The sequence below is a fragment of the Metallosphaera sp. D4-4 genome (assembly GCF_046245145.1).
In the GTDB taxonomy this organism is placed as follows: Archaea; Thermoproteota; Thermoprotei_A; order Sulfolobales; family Sulfolobaceae; genus Metallosphaera; species Metallosphaera sedula.
On the sequence record NZ_CP176412.1, the window covers coordinates 1967443 to 1983542 of the forward strand.

The window sequence follows — 16100 nt, forward strand, 5'->3', positions numbered from 1 at the left end:
GTCAAGCACCTATCATAGCTTTGACTTGGTTTGCCAAGCTTTCAGCCATTACCTGCTCCTTAGCCTCAACCATCACCCTAATTATTGGCTCAGTACCGCTCTTTCTCACTAGGATCCAGAAGTCTTTCCCAATGATCTTTACACCGTCAATCTTAACTACCTGGTTCCCTGCACCAAGCTCTTTCTCCACCTTTTCATAGATTCTGGCAACATCCATCCCTGGCTTAAGATCAACCTTGGTTTTGACCAAATAATACTGGGGTAGTCTATCGAAGAGGTCGGCCGAGCTAACCCCCTCAGAGGCCATCATCTCTAACATGAGGGCAAAGGACATTGCACCGTCCCTCACATACTGGTGTCCTGGGAAAATGAATCCACCATTCTCCTCAAAGCCCGCTATCCCCTTCTCCTGGATAAGTTTTCTGGCAATATCCACACTTCCCACCTTAGTCCATACAACCTCTATTCCATAACGAGATAGGAACTCCTGAACCAGAGATGAACTGGAAACTGCAGTGAATACTCTCCTAGGGAAATTCACCTTACTTGAGACCCACCAACTGAGCAGAGAACCGCTCCTATCTCCCCATTGAACCCTGCCCTTAGAGTCTATAAAGATTGCCCTATCTGCATCCCCGTCATGAGCCACTGCCAAGTCCACCTTGAGAGACGAGGCAATCCCCGCAGTCTCCTTGAGAGATTCCATGGTCGGCTCTGGGTTCCTTGCAGGGAAAGTGGGATCTAAGTTTGCGTTGATTGTGAAGATCTTACAACCCAGTAACCTTGCGACCATTGGAGTTGAAATTGATCCAACGCTATTGGCACCATCCACGAGTACCTTGAAGTTCTTTGCCCTTATCTTTTCTACATCAACGTGGGATAGAACTCCCTGAACGTAAGTGTCTATTACCCTGTCATCTCTCTTTACGTCATATGTTAGCCTATTCCAGGGAATGATGTTGAACCTTCCTGAGAAGTATATTTCCTCTATTCTGTCCTCCTTTTCCCTAGAGACTTCAACGCCGTCCCTATCCAGGACCTTAATCCCATTATGTTCCCTTGGGTTATGACTCGCGGTTATTATCACTCCACCGTCATAGCCAAGTGTTTTTACAGCGTACTGAAGCGCTGGAGTGGGCGCAAATCCTCCCTCAAAGACTCTTACCCCTGTACTCAGTAAACCGCTCTCGACCGCCCTGCTCAACATATCTCCTCCTGCCCTAGCGTCCCTCCCCAGGAGGATGTTACTGCCCTCTCCAAAGAATGTGCCTATGGCCTTACCCAACCCTTGAGCCAGTTCCACCGTTAACTCCTGGTTTACTATTCCTCTAACTCCGTCTGTACCAAACAGTTTTCCCATAACAAACTAAATGAGAGAAGATTAATAAAAACGCGCGCTGAGAGACTAAGAATAGGTCCCCCACGCGACACCAGGCTACAGGAGTTTGGCCTGACAGAAATGAAAAGAGTTCTGACGTTATGATCCAGTCAAATGACCATTCTTTCATCTACTAACCTATTCTTCTCAAATCTCTCCGGACTAAAAATGTCAATAAACCTGCTCTTCACGTTATCCAGAATTAGGTCCGCCATTACCTTGCCAGAGTAAGGGGAGAACATCATGCCGTGACCGCTGTAGCCAGCATCGACAAAGAGGCCTTCGGGCCAAGACTCGGAATAACCCATTACGTGGGAGTGATCTGGTGTCATTTCATAATAGCCTGCCCATCCTCTCAACACCCTTATCCCTTCAGCCCCTTTAATTAGCCTCCTTACGTCCCTTAAGAACAGTATTGTTCTCTCTAGGGATACGTTAAAGTCAAGGAAACCTCTTTCCCTAACATCCTCAACTCCACCAATTATTTCTCCCTTTAGTGTATGGGAGAAGTACACCTTGGGAGTTATCACAAGGGGCTTTACCCTATACCTCAGGTCCTCTGTGATGAAGATCTCCTTCTTCTCTGGCTCTATAGGAAGTGAGATTCCGTTCTCTTTCATGAACTTTCCACTCCAAGCCCCCAAGGTTACAACAACTACGTCACTGTTGATGACCTTTCCATTGACCTTAACTCCTTTCACTTTTCCTCCCGACACAACTAGCTCCTTGGCCTCTCCCATGATTAGGGTAATCTTATCCTTCACCTCCTCATACATCCCGAAGGTAAGGTAATCGTGATGAAATGCCCCGTCCTGTGGAGCGAGGTAGCACTGACTCTCACTCTTCAAGTAGTCTATCTCCGAACAATCAAGGAACTTTCCACCCACTCCCATGGACTTCCACAATCCGTCCATTTTTTTGATGACGTCCAATGTTTTCTCGTCCTCAAGGATCCAAAGATAACCGGTTTTAACGCAGACCGGGTTAAGGGGTAATTCCTTGCACATCTTTAGGAGGTAGGGGATGGCCTCCTTGGCAAACTCCACATTTTCCCTCGTGTAGAAGTGGTACCTAAACCTTCCAGCGTTCCTTCCACTGGATCCGTAGTTTATTCTAGACATTTCAATGACGGTGGAAGAAACACCTTTCTTTGCTAAATGATAAGCTAGACTTATCCCGTGTCCTCCAGCCCCTAAAATTACCACCATAGCTATCACATCGGGTAGAGCGGTGATCTGAAGGTTATCAGCCTCTGACTTGACATGATACTACCAGTAACGTATGTGCAAACCTTGCCCTGACACTCGCCAAGACCAATCCCACCAACCCTTTTGGTTAACTCCACATTGTCGTAACCCATTTTCATGACCTGTTCCACATCACTCCAGAGCACATCTTCGCAGAAACAAGCGTAACCTCCTGGAGAATAGTAATATGGGCTCTTCACAGATACGAAATTCCTTGTGTAGTATTCGTGAAGGGGAGTTTCTTTCAGATGACTGGCTAGGGTAGAGAGGGCCTCAGCGCTAAAAGGAGCCTCACCGCTTAACATTGACGTTTCTTCGTCCAAGATGCCTCTGGCCCCTCCAACTACAAAGTGCCCACAACTCCTCATGTAACCGTCCATCTCATGTTCTGGAACATATAGTCCCATGTTTGGGTAGAGCCTATATTCGCACCCTGCATTCGCTATGGGTTCCAGTCTGGGTTGTTTAACTGGAGCGAAAACCACAGCGTCAACCAGAAGATTACCACTATTCCACTCCACGAAAAGTTTGCCATCCCTTGGTTTCACCTTAAGAGAGTCGACCTCCTCTATCTCCACTCCCCTAGTTTCGGCCAACTCCAAGTACCTTCTTGAGAAGAGCCTTACCCCACGCGGAGTCAGAATTTTACCTCCTGAAACCAGACTAGTTTTAATTGCGTCGTCAGAAGATCCAAGAACCACTATCCTTCTATAGGCAGATCTCCTCTTGAGATAAAGTCTCCTGGAAATCACGTTGGGATAGTCATTACCCTCGAAGATAGGAGGCAAGTATCTTCCACCAACGGCGAAGATCACCCTGGAGGGGGAAACTAGAACGAGTTTCTTACCCGTTCTGACCGCAAAGCCCTCCGTAAACTTTCCTAGGAAGTCACCCTGGATTACCCTACTCTCGTTCTGCTTAATAATGTCCTTAACCTTACCCAAGAGCTCCCCCTGATTCAAGGGATCATCAAAGAGGTCTGTGTAAAGATCATTCGTGACAAGCATGGCCTTACTCTTGGATAGAGCTGTTAAACCTGAAAGTCCTGATCCTACTATCAGCGTATCCACGCTAACCCTCTCAACGTTGTAATCCTCCGCGGTGGAGTATCCTTCTGGAACATTCATCCGTTCCGCTACCTTTTCCAGGAGCCAGGGAAAGGTTCTCAGAAGTTTGACTCGATGTAAATACATCCCGCTTAAGGGAAAGCTAAGCCCCTGAAATTTTGTGGGAGGTTCACAGTTCTCCACCATTTTCCCGTCTATGTTTATCTCTGTATAAGGCAACCCTCTCTCGCAATCAAACGGTGCCCTGACCCTGTTATGTCTCTTACTCCTGACCTCCATTACTCAGGGCCTCCACTAGGACCCTTCCCTCCATCTTAGAACCTTGAACGTCCATAATCTTCAGGATTGTGGGAGCTATGTCGACGATCTTGGCCTTTATCTTCTTACCCCTGGCTATTTTGGGTCCTATTCCTAGGATCACTCCATAAAGGTCCTCCTTCCTGTAAAACCCGTGATCTCCCGTGGAAGTAGAATAGGGTTTCACGGTATCTATCTCGTTCTCATGATCAACGTTGGAACTGAGCGAATAATAGTCCCTAATGCTAAGCTCAATGTCACCCTGTCTGTCTGAGGCAGGAGTGTCCCTCATGTAAATACCCGTGAAAATGGATTCACCATCATCGTCCTTAAGATCCTCTAGGTTTTTCACGATATACCTTACCAGCTTCTGATACTCCTTCGGATAGACCACGCCGGCTTCCTCCCTATCTTTAAGGTTTATCCTGATTAAGCCTCCCCCGCCATAGTAGGCCTTAGTTTTCCCCCAGTTTATTTTACCGTCGTCCATTTTCAACACGTTTAACCTCTCCAATATTTTATTGACATAGACTCTCTTCTTTATTTTTGTTATTCCGTGGTCGGAACAAAGGAATATATTTTCTGCTAAACTCCTATGCAACATTAGAAACTTATCAGCCATTTTGTAAGCCTGAAAAATGTGCTCTAGTGCCTTCCCATCATCCACGCCATACAAAAGGTGCTGAAGATTATCCACGATTGGGAGATAGGTGACTCCAAAATCCCAATCGCTTCTCCTAAGGAGGTAGAGCGAGTATTCCACGAAAAAGTTAAAGGAGAGTTCAGCTGTCTTTAAATACTCATCGAACGTGATTAGGCCCTTGTTTAATCCCTTATAATCACCGTCCAGCAACATTCCAACTTTCTTGACTACATTCTCCCAAACCTCAAGGAGAAGGTCCCTGTTGTTTCCCCACTTAAAGTTCAGAAAGGCTGGCGGAGTTACATATACTCCACGGGGAGTTGCGTGAAGGAAGATAGAAGCCTTCGACTCTTCCTCTCCGCACTTCCCGTTCACTTCCAGAGGCCCAACCCATGACCCCATCTCCACCTTGAATTCTTGTCCTTCCACTCCCACAAGGTAAATCTGGTCCTCTACCTTTACGCTCCACTTCCTTCCAATAAACTCGTTTTCGCCCTCCTTGAGGAGGGTTCCCTCGGAACATCTCTTAACCTTGGCCTTGTATGGATCAAACAGAATCACGTTGTCCAGTTTCCACTTATCTGGTAAGGCCTGAGGAGCGGAGGTTATCACAACCTTGTAACCTTTCCTTCCCAAAGTAGCCCAGATAGGGTCTACCATGAGTGAGCTACTTGAAAAGGCAGATATGCTAGACTGAATCTTTCTCCCCTTCACGAATATTCTGGGGGCTACAACGCCGTGAACCTTGGGAGATACTCCAGTGAAAAGAGAGGCTAAAGCCACAGGGGTTATGGACGGGAAAGTGCTCTCAAGGGGGCCATATACCCCTTCCTCCGCCATCTCCTGAATAGTGGGAAGTTGATCTATGAATCTCTCCATTAAATGATAGGCCAGCCCGTCCACAACAATCAATAAAACTTTCAATCAATCACCTTTATCGTAAACTTTACGTTCAATATCGTCTCTAACCTTGTGGGGGACTATCATGTTAACATGCTCTCTCTTGATGTTTCCCTTGTTGTCAAAGCTCACCGCGAATTCGTAAATTCCCTTGGCATTCTTGAACTGGCCGAACACGTCATATCGGTCCTTGAAGTTCTGTATAAACTTGATATCCACAGTGTCCTCGATGATGGTGGGATCTATTTTCCTCAGCACCTTAAGTAATAGGTCTCTAACGTCATCCATCTCTTTCACCTCCTTTCAAACTCTTCAAAACCTTAACGGTCCCGTCTATCGTGGACTCGTCGCTTTCGGTGAAACTCAGGTCCGGTCTAAGTGTTTTCAGTGAAGCAGATGTCATTGGTCCTATGGTAACTACTTTATGACAATCCCTTATGAAATTAGCTACGCTTTTAGCTATTAATGAGCTCGTCAGCACCACAACATCCACGGAACACGTGGCGAGAAGTTCCTTAACCTGGTTTAGCTTCTCTTGGTCCAGGATTAGATCGTAGTCGTATACTTCATGATATGGGATAGAGACTAGTATCCTCCTCATATCATCTGATGCCTTGAGGCTCCTGAAGGCAGAAACCTCGCGAACACCGCTCCTAAGGATCAGGAGAGCTAGATCCTTGCTAGTATACCTCTCTGGATAGACCGATTCAAAGCCATGTTTCCTTAACTCCTCGGCCGTCCCCGGACCTATGGAAAATATACTTTTTCCTCGTATACTATCAAAGTCCTTGAAGCATCTCACAGCGTTTACGCTGGTAAACGCAACTCCGTCGCTCCTCAGATAAGACTCGTCATACTCGAGGCATTTTACGGAGAAAATAGAGACGTTAAGGATACTAAACCCTGGAAGCTCTGGTAACGAACTCCCCTCAGGTCTAAGGTATAAGACCCTCACCTTTCATCGCCTTTACCAGGGCTTTACCTAGTTGATTACCGGCAATCTGAGGTGACTCACGCGTCGAGAGCTTAACGGTGACTCTCTTTACTCCATTGCTGTAACTCGCTATACCCTGTAACACATCATCCTCCAGCCTAAACAGAACTCCCAAAGGTGAGTGACACCCACCCCCAACTACTTTTACCGTCTCCTTCTCTGCCAGAGCCTCCTTCATGGTCCCCACATCGTTAAGATCTTGAAATAGATCCAGGAACTTGGGACTTCCCACAACAGCTATTATACCCTGGTTGGGTTCGGGAGTGAAGCCTTCTACATCGAGTGGGAATCTCTTAACGTCGACTCCAAGCCTCCTTAACCCAGCCTCAGCCAAAATTATTCCATCATATTCATGGTCCCTATACTTTCTAAGCCTGGTGTCCACATTACCTCTGAGGTTCTCGACTACCAGGTCAGGTCTCACGACCTTAAGGAAATTAGCCCTCCTTAGACTTCCTGTGCCTATTCGTGATTTCTCTGGCAATTCCTCAAGGTTTAACTCAGAGACTAGAACATCTACTGGGTTCTCCCTCTTAGGAGTTGCCAACAATTCTAGACCAGGGGGTAACTCGGATGACATATCCTTCATGCTATGTACAGCTATATCCGCCCTTCCCTGAAGAACCGCCTCATTGACTTCCTTCTCAAAAACGCCCTTGCCTATCTCATGGAGGGGTTTATTTCCAAATAGGTCTGCCCTGGTCTTGATTTCGATGAACTCCGTTTCATATCCCTTGGCCTGTAGATAAGTGGTCACTATCTCTACTTGCTTGAGGCTTAGCTTACTTCCCCTCGCGGCGATCCTTATCTTCACGTTAGATCCTCCAGTACCTTCTTGAAGACCCTAGCACTTTCATTCACCACGTCGTCATCATGAGCTCCTGAGGTAAAGAGGGCCTCAAACTGACTTGGAGGGATGAATACCCCCTCCCTAAGTAGGCTCTCGTGAACTTTAACGTAAAGATCCCTCTTTGCCTTACGAGCGTCATTAGCGTTTCTGACCTCTTTCATCCCAAGGAAGAACTGGAAAAAGTTGTAGACCCTGTTCACGATGTGGTCCATCTTTATGGCCCGATCTATCTCCTCCGCTAAGACCCTTGCAGCCCTCTCGCTTACCATGTAAACCTCTTTTTTCTCAAGTTCTTGTATTGTGGCTATTCCGGCTGTCATGGAAATTGGGTTCGCGTTAAAGGTTCCAGCATTGAACACTCTTCCAGAGGGAGTGAGCTGGTCCATTATCTCTTTCTTACCGCAAACCGCACCTATGGGGAAACCTCCGCCTATTATCTTACCCAAGGTTGTCAGGTCGGGCGTTACCCCAAAATAGGATTGCGCGCCACCTAATCCTAGCCTGAAGCCCGTAATCACTTCGTCGAAAATTAACACTGACCCGTATTCGCTGGTGAGCTTCCTCAAACCTGGTAAGAAATCCTTCTCAGGAGGAATAACTCCCATGTTTCCCATCACAGGCTCCACTATTACCCCAGCTATCTCCTCCCTCTTCAATACCGTCTCCACACAGGCTAAGTCATTGTAGGGGCAAACCAACACGGTGGATGAGACCTCCGTGGGTATTCCCTGAGAGAAGGGAACACCGAACTCTGAAGCTGCGCTTCCCGCGTCGATGAGAACGTAATCGTGGGCCCCGTGATAATTACCATCGAACTTAAGTATCTTACTTCTGCCAGTGAATCCCCTGCTTAACCTGAGTGCGGTCATGGTCGCCTCTGTGCCACTATTCACGAATCTGACCTTCTGGGCAGATGGTACATGCTTGGTAATCATGGAGGCAAGCTCAACCTCCGCCCTGCTGGGGGTTCCGTATAACCATCCCCTCTCTAACTGGTCCTTCACCGCCTCGATTACCTTGGGGTGGGCATGACCAAGAATCAGGGGACCATATCCCAAAACGAAATCAATGAGTCTCCTTGAATCCTCTGTAACTAGGTACGCACCCTTAGCAGATCTAGTATAGAAGGGAAATGGCTTTACCGCAGCCCTTACTGGGCTATTTACACCACCCGCAAAGAGAGCTTGAGCCTTATTCCACAAATCACTGCTCAAAACGGACTCGCCTCCAAAATCCACTCCGCCAGCTTGGGGGCGTAATAGGTTAGGATCATATCAGCCCCCGCACGCCTAATGGCGTGAGTGATCTCGAGGACGGCCACCTTCTCGTTCAACCAACCATTTATGGCCGCGGCCTTGATCATGGAATACTCTCCGCTAACATGATATGCTGCTAGGGGATATTCGGGATAGGTCTCCTTCACCAGCCTTATCACGTCTAGGTAAGTGTGGGCCGGTTTCACCATGAGTATATCGGCCCCCTCCTCTACGTCCAATCTAGCCTCCTTTATCGCCTCGTTGGCGTTTCGTGGGTCCATTTGGTAGCTTTTCCTGTCCCCAAACGCAGGGGCTGAGCTGGCTGCCTCTCTAAACGGGGAATAGAAGACTGAGGCGTACTTCACGCTATAAGACATGATAAGGGTATCAGTAAAGCCATTTCTGTCAAGCTCTTCCCTAATGGCTCCAACAACTCCATCCATCATGCTAGAGGGTGCAATCACGTCGGCACCTGCCTCAGCTTGAGACAGGGCTATCTTCGCGTGGACCTTCAAGCTCTCATCGTTGTCAATGTAATATTGTTTCCCCCTGTAATTCACTATCCCACAGTGTCCATGACTAGTGTACTCGTCAGTGCATTCGTCTGCGAAGAGAAGCAATTTGTCTCCAAATGTTTCCTTCAATAGCTTTAACGACCTCTGAATTACCCCATCCTTCTGATATGCGGAGCTCGCTATGTTATCCTTGAAGGATGGAATCCCGAACAGGATAACCTTCCTTATTCCCTTGGAATAATTCCCCTCTACGAACTTAATTAGGGGATCACCCACAGGGTACCTATAAACGTCAGGCATTGAGGAAATTTCCTCGGGCTTAGATATACCCTCCTTAACAAAGATGGGTAAGATTAGGTTATCATGAGTCAGTTTCGTCTCCGCTACTGCGTCCCTTATATTCTTGTTCTGTCTTAATCTCCTTGGTCTTATCTTGGGATATCCCACCATGGGTTAATAGTGATGTGGCTAAGTTAATGTAATTTATCTCATTGTTTTCCACTGCTCGTCTCAGGTTCTGGAACATAGGAGAGAAGATTTTCTTGATCATGGACCTGGTCATTGCCTCCAGTACCTCCCTGGTTTCCTCGCTATCGTCACCAAGGACTTTGAGCGCCCTCTCCACCTCTTCCTTCCTTGTCTCCTCTACCCGTGACATGAAAGAGGAAACAAAGTTGTCATAAACTAAGTTCAGACAGTCCTTCCTGAACTCCTCTAATCCCTCCCTGATTATGGACTCGGCCCTCTCTATCTCCCTCTGCCTCTCCTCAAGCGTGGCCTTAGACAACTCCTCCAGGTCCTTGAGGGTATAGACGTTTGAACCCTCAAATACTGGCGGAGATCCCAGATCTATAACCACCGTTCCCTCGGGAGCCTTAACCTTCTCAGGGTAGAATATGGCCGAGAAAATTATATCATAGTTATGCAACCTGCTAAAGTCCAGGGGGAAGTAACTATACCCATATTTGATTGCGAGGTTCCTCCCGCGCTCAAAGGTTCTATTAAAGATGGTCACGTCTGTTGCTCCCTCATTGTGAAGAATGAGTGCTAGCTTTCCCCCAATCTCCCCTGCACCCAGTATGGCTATTTTCTTGCCTAGGATATCACCGAAACGACTTTTGGCGAACTCTACAGCTAACGAGTAAACTCCAACCTTCCCACGGGAAATTCCCGTCTCCAGTCTAACCCTTCTCCCTACCTTTAGGGACCTCTCGAGTAGTGCCCTTATGTAACGGGAACCAATACCTAGCTTTATGGAATCCATCATGGTGTCCTTTATCTGCTTCAATATCTCGTATTCGCCCACCGAGAGCGAGTCAATACCCGAGGCGACCTCAAACAGATGTTTAATTGCCTCCTCTCCTCGAAGGATTGTGGCATCAGTGGATATTACCTTGTTGTGAACCTCGTTGAGGTAGTGAAGTATCTCATTTACGCTTGACTTGTTCCTCGAGAAAAGGTAAATCTCTATCCTGTTGCACGTCTGCAGGACTGCCATTTCGCCGTCATAGTACTTTGAGAGTTCCTTTATTTCGTTCCATCCTAGATAATGGGAAGCTAGTTTATCCACTCCTACGGTTTTATGGGTGTAAACTATTGCAGAATAGGAATCTATGATGTCATTGACTGGATTCATTGATGATCTCCTCCGCCCTTTTCATTGCACTGTTCACGTTTCCATTATTAATGAAACTTTCGAATTCTCTATCAACAAATATTTTTTGATATAGGACATACCTAATGCTTGGATCAGCGACCTTCCTCTTAAGCATTGCCTTGACGTCAGCCATAACCTTCAGCTCCAGTAGTATCTTGGGGTCTTCCCTCAAGGCCTCCAAGGCCCTGTCCAGTATTACCTTAGACATAATACTGGATTTTCCCATAGTAGTCACGGCTATCCCTATCTCCTCATCTTCGTAAAAGATGGGAACAATGAACGAGGACTCGGAGGGATTGGTTGGGTTGTTACAAAGCTTTCTCTCCTCCCTGCAGAGATCGCATATCCTAGAGTTTACCTCAGGGTTATTGGTCGCAGTTATTACGATATCATAGTTCCGTATAAACTCCCGGTTAACCTCCCTGGCATCAAGGGAAATCTTCTTAATATCATCCCTTTTAGACAACTCCTCTGAAAAGGCCAAGGAAAGGACTGTAACGTCAGCTCCATACTCAGTGAACTTAAGGGCTCGCTTAGTCCCAACCTTGCCTCCTCCAACCACTAGGATTCGCATCCCTTTCAGGTTAAGAAATACAGGAAAGTAGCGAGTACTCGTAAATGACACAAATCAAATACGTATCTTAAAATTTAAATTCACATTATGAACTTGTTAAAACCACTGATCCAACCCTGTTTGTCTTTTTATATCCTTAATCTCCTTCATAGCCTTCTGAAGCCTCTCTATCGTTCCCCTAACCCTTTCCTCGTTAAAATCGTTCTCGTTCACCAGAAACTGAATTATCTTGCTGGGGTCGGGATCACTCAGCTCAAGTGGTGTGGACGGAAGGGTCACTTGGGGTTTAAGGAACAACACCCTTATCTTTTCGTAGTCAAAGTAAATAGGCTCGGGTAACTCCCTTTTATCTATATTTTCAATTTTTTTGTAGGTCTTGATCAGCTTGTAGGCCTTCTTGGGGCCTATCCCCCTTATTCCATCGGGGTTGTAATCCGTTCCCACCAGAATCGCAATGTCAATCAGTTGCTCCCTTGTTATCTCTAGCTTCTTGAGGAGGGAAGCTGTCTCGATGAGTTCAGGTTTTACCTCCACGTACACGTCCTTGTTGGGCAGTTTCCTCTTCCCGCTTATGGTGAGGTTTCTGATCAACTTCTCTGCGCCGAAGAGCAGAGAATCATAGTCTTGACTGGCGGAGGCATACGTAATTCCCTTCGCATTAAGGTAGGCAGCCTCAGCTTCACCCTCAGATGGGGCCTGAACTGTGGGGACTCCCATGTATTCCAGGAGTTCCTTGCTTTCCTTCGCCATATCGGTGGTCAGTCTGGAAGTCATCTGCGAGTACTTCCTCATTTCCTCCACCTTTCCCGATTCCTTGGCCTTCTCTAGCTTCTTCTCTGCCTCCTCCTTCATTTTTCTCCTGTTCTCCAGTTCCTGGGCCTTCAACTCAGGAGGCTTCCCATCGAAAACGTAAATTGGAATGATCCCTTCCTCAAGAAGGTTCACGGTTCTATAAAAGACTCCATTTAGATGACTAGTTACCTTGCCTTGTCTATTCATAAGAGGAGTTCCATCATACTGCCTGATCGCTGCGAGAAACTGGTAAATTGCGTTATAGGCATCTATTCCGACCTTCTTTCCCCTGACCTCAGCTAAGTTAAGATCCCTCTTTATCTCCGAGACCAGATCGGAAAGATCTACGCCTATTCCTTTTCACCTAGATAGGTAACCATTCTTGTGTTCTCCCTAATTAACGATACGCTAATGACTCCCCTTATTTCAAGGGCCATTAGCGCCTTAAGAAAATCACTAAATGAAAATTCGTAATTTACGTCCTTCTTGACTTCCTTGTAGAGGTCCTCGTCCCTTATGGTGCCGTTAATCTTGCGCAACTTCTCAAGGACAATATAGATCAGAGGTGTGTCTCTCCACATGAATTGTCACGTAAACGTACTGGGCTTCACAGTCTGTCTTGGTAGTTGCTGTCTTGCCTTATCAATCCATGTCTGATAGAATTGTATCATCTCCTGGCTGAGCGATGGCTTAACCTTAGTTAAGGCTTCGTTGAAATGCCTGTTCTCCACCTTAATTGTTGCGCCCTTCATGCAATCTCTCATTTTCGCGTCGCGACAATCCTTATCATTAGGTGGACAAGCTGCACTGACCCTATTTACGCATTCCCTCATCCCTTCTCTGATGGCCCTCATTGCAGCCTCCCTAACCAAGGCTGCCAGATCGGCGCCTGTATATCCCTCTGTCCTCTCAGCTAGTTCCTCTAGGTTAACTTCGTCCGAGAGAGCAACCTTCTTGGTGTGAACCTTTAGTATGTCATATCTAGCGTTCTTGTCAGGTGGGGGTACGTACATAAGTTTCTCGAACCTTCCAGGCCTCAGTAGGGCTGGATCTAGTATATCTGGCCTATTGGTAGCTGCCACAATAACAACGTTATCTAGGTTCTCTATGCCATCCATCTCAGCTAGAAGTTGGTTAACTAGTCTCTCAGTTACACCAGAGTCAGAGGAGATTCCCCTCATGGGAGCTATGGCATCTATTTCGTCGAAGAATATCACCGATGGTGCATACATTCTCGCCTTTCTAAATATCTCCCTGATTGCCCTCTCGCTCTCCCCTACCCACTTAGAGAGGACTTCAGGACCTCTCACAGCAATAAAGTTCGCTCCGCTCTCGGTTGCTACAGCCTTTGCCAGCATGGTCTTACCTGTGCCTGGAGGTCCAAACAGGAGTATTCCCTTGGGTGGTTCCACTCCTGCGGTTTCATAGTAGTCTGGGAACTTCAGCGGATACTCTGCTACCTCTCTAAGCTCTTCCTTAATCTCGTTGAGACCGCCTATGTCATCCCACTTTACCTCTGGAACCTCAATGTAGATCTCTCTCATACCGCTGGGCACAATTTCCTTGAATGCGTTCATGAAGTCCTCCATCTTGACTTCCATTCTCTCTAGGATCTCTGGCGGGATCTTGTCCTGACTGATATCTATCATGGGCAAATATCTTCTCAGGGCGTTCATTGCAGCCTCCCTGACTAGGGCAGAAAGGTCGGCCCCAGTATAGCCATGACTTATATCAGCCAATTTCTCCAGTTCTACGTCCTTTGAAAGTGGCATGTTCCTAGTGTGGATCTGAAGTATTTCCAGTCTGCCCTGCTTATCTGGTAGGGGTATCTCTATTTCACGGTCAAATCTCCCAGGCCTTCTCAGTGCAGGATCTACTGCATTTGGCCTGTTGGTAGCTGCAATGACTATTACATTTCCCCTACTCTCTAGACCATCCATGAGTGTCAGCAACTGCGCGACAACACGTCTCTCTACCTCTCCTATAACCTCATCCCTCTTGGGAGCTATGGCGTCTACTTCATCAATGAATATTATGGCTGGAGCGTGTTTTTTAGCATCTTCGAAGATCTCCCTGAGCCTCTGCTCGCTCTCGCCGTAGAACTTGCTCATTATCTCTGGCCCGTTTATTGAGGTGAAATAGGATTCAGTCTCGTTGGCAACAGCCTTGGCCAGCAGGGTCTTACCCACACCTGGAGGACCGTATAACATGATCCCCTTTGGTGGCTCGATTCCCAACCTCTTGAAGAGCTCTGGATGTCTCAACGGTAACTCCACAAGTTCCCTGATCTTCTGTATAACGTTTTTCATTCCTCCTATATCCTCGTACGTGACCCTGGGATACCTGGTCTGCTCTATGGGCTTGTCAGAGATGGAAATACTGGTCTCGTCGACAACCATGACAATCGACGCTGGTCTGACCTGTATTACCGTGAAGGGAATAGCCTGACCCAGCACTGGGATAAGAACAGTGTCACCTTCAACCAGTGGGAACTCCTTAAGCTTCTTCTTGACGTATGCCACGAAACCTGGATCTACGGTAATCGAAAAGTTGGAAGGGGCAAGTTTGATGGATGCAGCTTGCTTCACAGAGGCCTTCCTTACTATCACCTTGTCTCCAATGGAGACACCTGCGTTCTTCCTAGTTATGCCATCCATTCTGATTATATCTCTCTCGCTAGTGGCGTCATCTGGGGACAGTGGCCACGCTATTGCTGCCGTCTTTCTAGTACCCTCAATCTCCACTACATCACCTGGACTAACATCGATTTGTGCAAGCATCTCAACGTCTATTCTTACCTTTCCTCTACCCACATCCTTTTGCCTTGCTTCCATCACCTTCAGAGACAACTCTCGTCTTGGCGACCTTTGCTCTGGGCTAGAACCAGCACTCAAATCTAATCAAGTTAAATATGCACTACAGGATAAAAGAGATTAACTTATACTCTGTTTTAAAACCCGAGCCTTGTTATCCCCACTACCTCTGCGTGGCTTACTCCTTCTATACTAGATGCCAATTCCTCCAGGGTATCAGTGCCGCCCTCTGTTTTCTCAGGCATTGAAACGTATACCACGAGAGCCTTCAACCCAAAGGCTATGGGCTCTGTCTCCTTTCTAACTAGCTTATAACCCTCAGGAAGTTTCGAGACAAGTTCGTTGGCAACCTTTTCCAGATCTGTTTCATCTCCTTCCGGGAAAACCTTCAATACAACCATAACATCTGTCATAAAATCACCCTAAGGACCAACGAATCCACACTTGGGACAAGTGTAGGATACGCCCTGCAGTCTACAGTACATGTCCCTGTATATGGTCACTTCGCCGCAGTTGGGGCAGTTGAAAATTGCACCCTTCTCCTTGGGATGCATGATCTTCCCGCAACTGGAGCACACAGGCGGTTCCACTTCTTCCCTTAAGCTTAGCCTCATTGTCATAATGAATCCTCTCTAATACCAACACTTAGGGTTTATTAAATCTAATATAGCCTCTTCAGATCCTGACACAAAAGAGGGGAGTCAGGGATGTCAGGCTTAACTAGTTGTTGTGTTAATCCTATGGTGTCTAGAGAGGAACCACATGAAAATGGTAGTCATGGTGAGAACAGATATCAACATGGGTAAAGGTAAGATAGCTGCACAAGTCGCTCACGCTGCGGTCAGCCTAGTCCTGGATTGTATGAGCAGATCAAGCTGGAGGGACTGGCTAGATAGCTGGCTTCACGAGGGACAGCCAAAGGTGGTGGTCAAGGTGAGCTCCCTGGAGGATCTTCTTTCTAGGGTGGATAAGGCCAGATCGCAGGGACTGCCCACGACAGTCATATCTGACGCGGGGAGGACCCAAGTGGAACCGGGAACCGTGACATGTGCGGGGATAGGACCAGGACCAGACGATCTAATTGATAAAATAACCGGTGACCTGAAACTACTGTGAG

Annotated in this window: 17 protein-coding genes; 1 reads left to right on the forward strand and 16 read right to left on the reverse strand. The window is 47.1% G+C overall.

Going from position 1 to position 16100, the window contains the following annotated elements; all coding sequences use genetic code 11:
- Nucleotide 1: 1 nt before the first annotated feature.
- The 16 genes from glmM to ACI49J_RS10705 form a co-directional block, all read right to left on the reverse strand.
- Complete coding sequence (gene glmM / locus ACI49J_RS10630; RefSeq protein ID WP_409366406.1) at nucleotides 2-1360, reverse strand: phosphoglucosamine mutase; 1359 nt, start codon at nucleotides 1358-1360, stop codon at nucleotides 2-4.
- 128 nt (nucleotides 1361-1488) lie between these two features.
- The gene (locus ACI49J_RS10635) at nucleotides 1489-2586 is read right to left on the reverse strand and encodes an NAD(P)/FAD-dependent oxidoreductase (protein ID WP_409366476.1); all 1098 of its coding nucleotides are present in this window, start codon (nucleotides 2584-2586) and stop codon (nucleotides 1489-1491) included.
- Between the two features lie 5 nt (nucleotides 2587-2591).
- Nucleotides 2592-3971 (reverse strand): ferredoxin, encoded by a 1380-nt coding sequence (locus ACI49J_RS10640; RefSeq protein WP_409366408.1) that lies wholly within the window; start codon nucleotides 3969-3971, stop codon nucleotides 2592-2594.
- Entirely contained in the window at nucleotides 3955-5556 is a 1602-nt protein-coding gene (locus ACI49J_RS10645) for an alkaline phosphatase family protein (protein ID WP_409366409.1), read from the reverse strand. The genes ACI49J_RS10640 and ACI49J_RS10645 overlap by 17 nt, the downstream gene beginning before the upstream one ends.
- The gene (locus ACI49J_RS10650; RefSeq protein WP_011921364.1) at nucleotides 5557-5820 is read right to left on the reverse strand and encodes a hypothetical protein; all 264 of its coding nucleotides are present in this window, start codon (nucleotides 5818-5820) and stop codon (nucleotides 5557-5559) included. It lies immediately after the preceding gene.
- On the reverse strand, nucleotides 5813-6487 hold the full coding sequence (locus tag ACI49J_RS10655; protein WP_409366410.1) for a uroporphyrinogen-III synthase: 675 nt from the start codon (nucleotides 6485-6487) through the stop codon (nucleotides 5813-5815). The genes ACI49J_RS10650 and ACI49J_RS10655 overlap by 8 nt, the downstream gene beginning before the upstream one ends.
- The gene (gene hemC, locus ACI49J_RS10660) at nucleotides 6468-7340 is read right to left on the reverse strand and encodes a hydroxymethylbilane synthase (protein WP_409366411.1); all 873 of its coding nucleotides are present in this window, start codon (nucleotides 7338-7340) and stop codon (nucleotides 6468-6470) included. The genes ACI49J_RS10655 and hemC overlap by 20 nt, the downstream gene beginning before the upstream one ends.
- A complete protein-coding gene (gene hemL / locus ACI49J_RS10665) occupies nucleotides 7337-8590 on the reverse strand; it encodes a glutamate-1-semialdehyde 2,1-aminomutase (protein WP_409366412.1) in 1254 nt (417 codons plus the stop codon). The genes hemC and hemL overlap by 4 nt, the downstream gene beginning before the upstream one ends.
- Nucleotides 8587-9597 (reverse strand): porphobilinogen synthase, encoded by a 1011-nt coding sequence (hemB, locus tag ACI49J_RS10670; protein WP_409366413.1) that lies wholly within the window; start codon nucleotides 9595-9597, stop codon nucleotides 8587-8589. The genes hemL and hemB overlap by 4 nt, the downstream gene beginning before the upstream one ends.
- Entirely contained in the window at nucleotides 9509-10783 is a 1275-nt protein-coding gene (locus tag ACI49J_RS10675; RefSeq protein WP_240253995.1) for a glutamyl-tRNA reductase, read from the reverse strand. Before ACI49J_RS10675 ends, hemB begins: the two co-directional genes overlap by 89 nt.
- Nucleotides 10767-11378, reverse strand: a complete 612-nt coding sequence (locus ACI49J_RS10680; protein WP_240253993.1) for a bifunctional precorrin-2 dehydrogenase/sirohydrochlorin ferrochelatase — start codon at nucleotides 11376-11378, stop codon at nucleotides 10767-10769. The genes ACI49J_RS10675 and ACI49J_RS10680 overlap by 17 nt, the downstream gene beginning before the upstream one ends.
- 96 nt (nucleotides 11379-11474) lie before the next feature.
- Nucleotides 11475-12524, reverse strand: coding sequence for a flap endonuclease-1 (fen, locus tag ACI49J_RS10685; protein WP_240254441.1), 1050 nt, complete (start codon nucleotides 12522-12524; stop codon nucleotides 11475-11477).
- Entirely contained in the window at nucleotides 12521-12751 is a 231-nt protein-coding gene (locus ACI49J_RS10690) for a hypothetical protein (protein ID WP_011921356.1), read from the reverse strand. The genes fen and ACI49J_RS10690 overlap by 4 nt, the downstream gene beginning before the upstream one ends.
- A gap of 6 nt (nucleotides 12752-12757) precedes the next feature.
- Entirely contained in the window at nucleotides 12758-15064 is a 2307-nt protein-coding gene (locus tag ACI49J_RS10695; RefSeq protein ID WP_011921355.1) for a CDC48 family AAA ATPase, read from the reverse strand.
- Between the two features lie 56 nt (nucleotides 15065-15120).
- Complete coding sequence (locus ACI49J_RS10700; RefSeq protein ID WP_011921354.1) at nucleotides 15121-15396, reverse strand: elongation factor 1-beta; 276 nt, start codon at nucleotides 15394-15396, stop codon at nucleotides 15121-15123.
- Between the two features lie 9 nt (nucleotides 15397-15405).
- Nucleotides 15406-15603 (reverse strand): zinc finger domain-containing protein, encoded by a 198-nt coding sequence (locus ACI49J_RS10705; protein ID WP_011921353.1) that lies wholly within the window; start codon nucleotides 15601-15603, stop codon nucleotides 15406-15408.
- A gap of 142 nt (nucleotides 15604-15745) precedes the next feature.
- On the opposite strand from ACI49J_RS10705, the gene pth2 reads away from it, so the two are divergent.
- Entirely contained in the window at nucleotides 15746-16099 is a 354-nt protein-coding gene (gene pth2 / locus ACI49J_RS10710; RefSeq protein ID WP_011921352.1) for a peptidyl-tRNA hydrolase Pth2, read from the forward strand.
- Nucleotide 16100: the final 1 nt, after the last annotated feature.

What these genes read in the sequence shown, in the direction of transcription:
- ACI49J_RS10705 (WP_011921353.1), bottom strand. Translation starts at nt 15,603, where the DNA reads ATGACAATGAGGCTAAGCTTAAGGGAAGAAGTGGAACCGCCTGTGTGC.
- glmM (WP_409366406.1), bottom strand. Translation starts at nt 1,360, where the DNA reads ATGGGAAAACTGTTTGGTACAGACGGAGTTAGAGGAATAGTAAACCAG.
- ACI49J_RS10700 (WP_011921354.1), bottom strand. Translation starts at nt 15,396, where the DNA reads ATGACAGATGTTATGGTTGTATTGAAGGTTTTCCCGGAAGGAGATGAA.
- ACI49J_RS10635 (WP_409366476.1), bottom strand. Translation starts at nt 2,586, where the DNA reads ATGGTGGTAATTTTAGGGGCTGGAGGACACGGGATAAGTCTAGCTTAT.
- ACI49J_RS10650 (WP_011921364.1), bottom strand. Translation starts at nt 5,820, where the DNA reads ATGGATGACGTTAGAGACCTATTACTTAAGGTGCTGAGGAAAATAGAT.
- ACI49J_RS10690 (WP_011921356.1), bottom strand. Translation starts at nt 12,751, where the DNA reads ATGTGGAGAGACACACCTCTGATCTATATTGTCCTTGAGAAGTTGCGC.
- pth2 (WP_011921352.1), top strand. Translation starts at nt 15,746, where the DNA reads ATGAAAATGGTAGTCATGGTGAGAACAGATATCAACATGGGTAAAGGT.
- ACI49J_RS10675 (WP_240253995.1), bottom strand. Translation starts at nt 10,783, where the DNA reads ATGAATCCAGTCAATGACATCATAGATTCCTATTCTGCAATAGTTTAC.
- hemB (WP_409366413.1), bottom strand. Translation starts at nt 9,597, where the DNA reads ATGGTGGGATATCCCAAGATAAGACCAAGGAGATTAAGACAGAACAAG.
- ACI49J_RS10640 (WP_409366408.1), bottom strand. Translation starts at nt 3,971, where the DNA reads ATGGAGGTCAGGAGTAAGAGACATAACAGGGTCAGGGCACCGTTTGAT.
- ACI49J_RS10680 (WP_240253993.1), bottom strand. Translation starts at nt 11,378, where the DNA reads ATGCGAATCCTAGTGGTTGGAGGAGGCAAGGTTGGGACTAAGCGAGCC.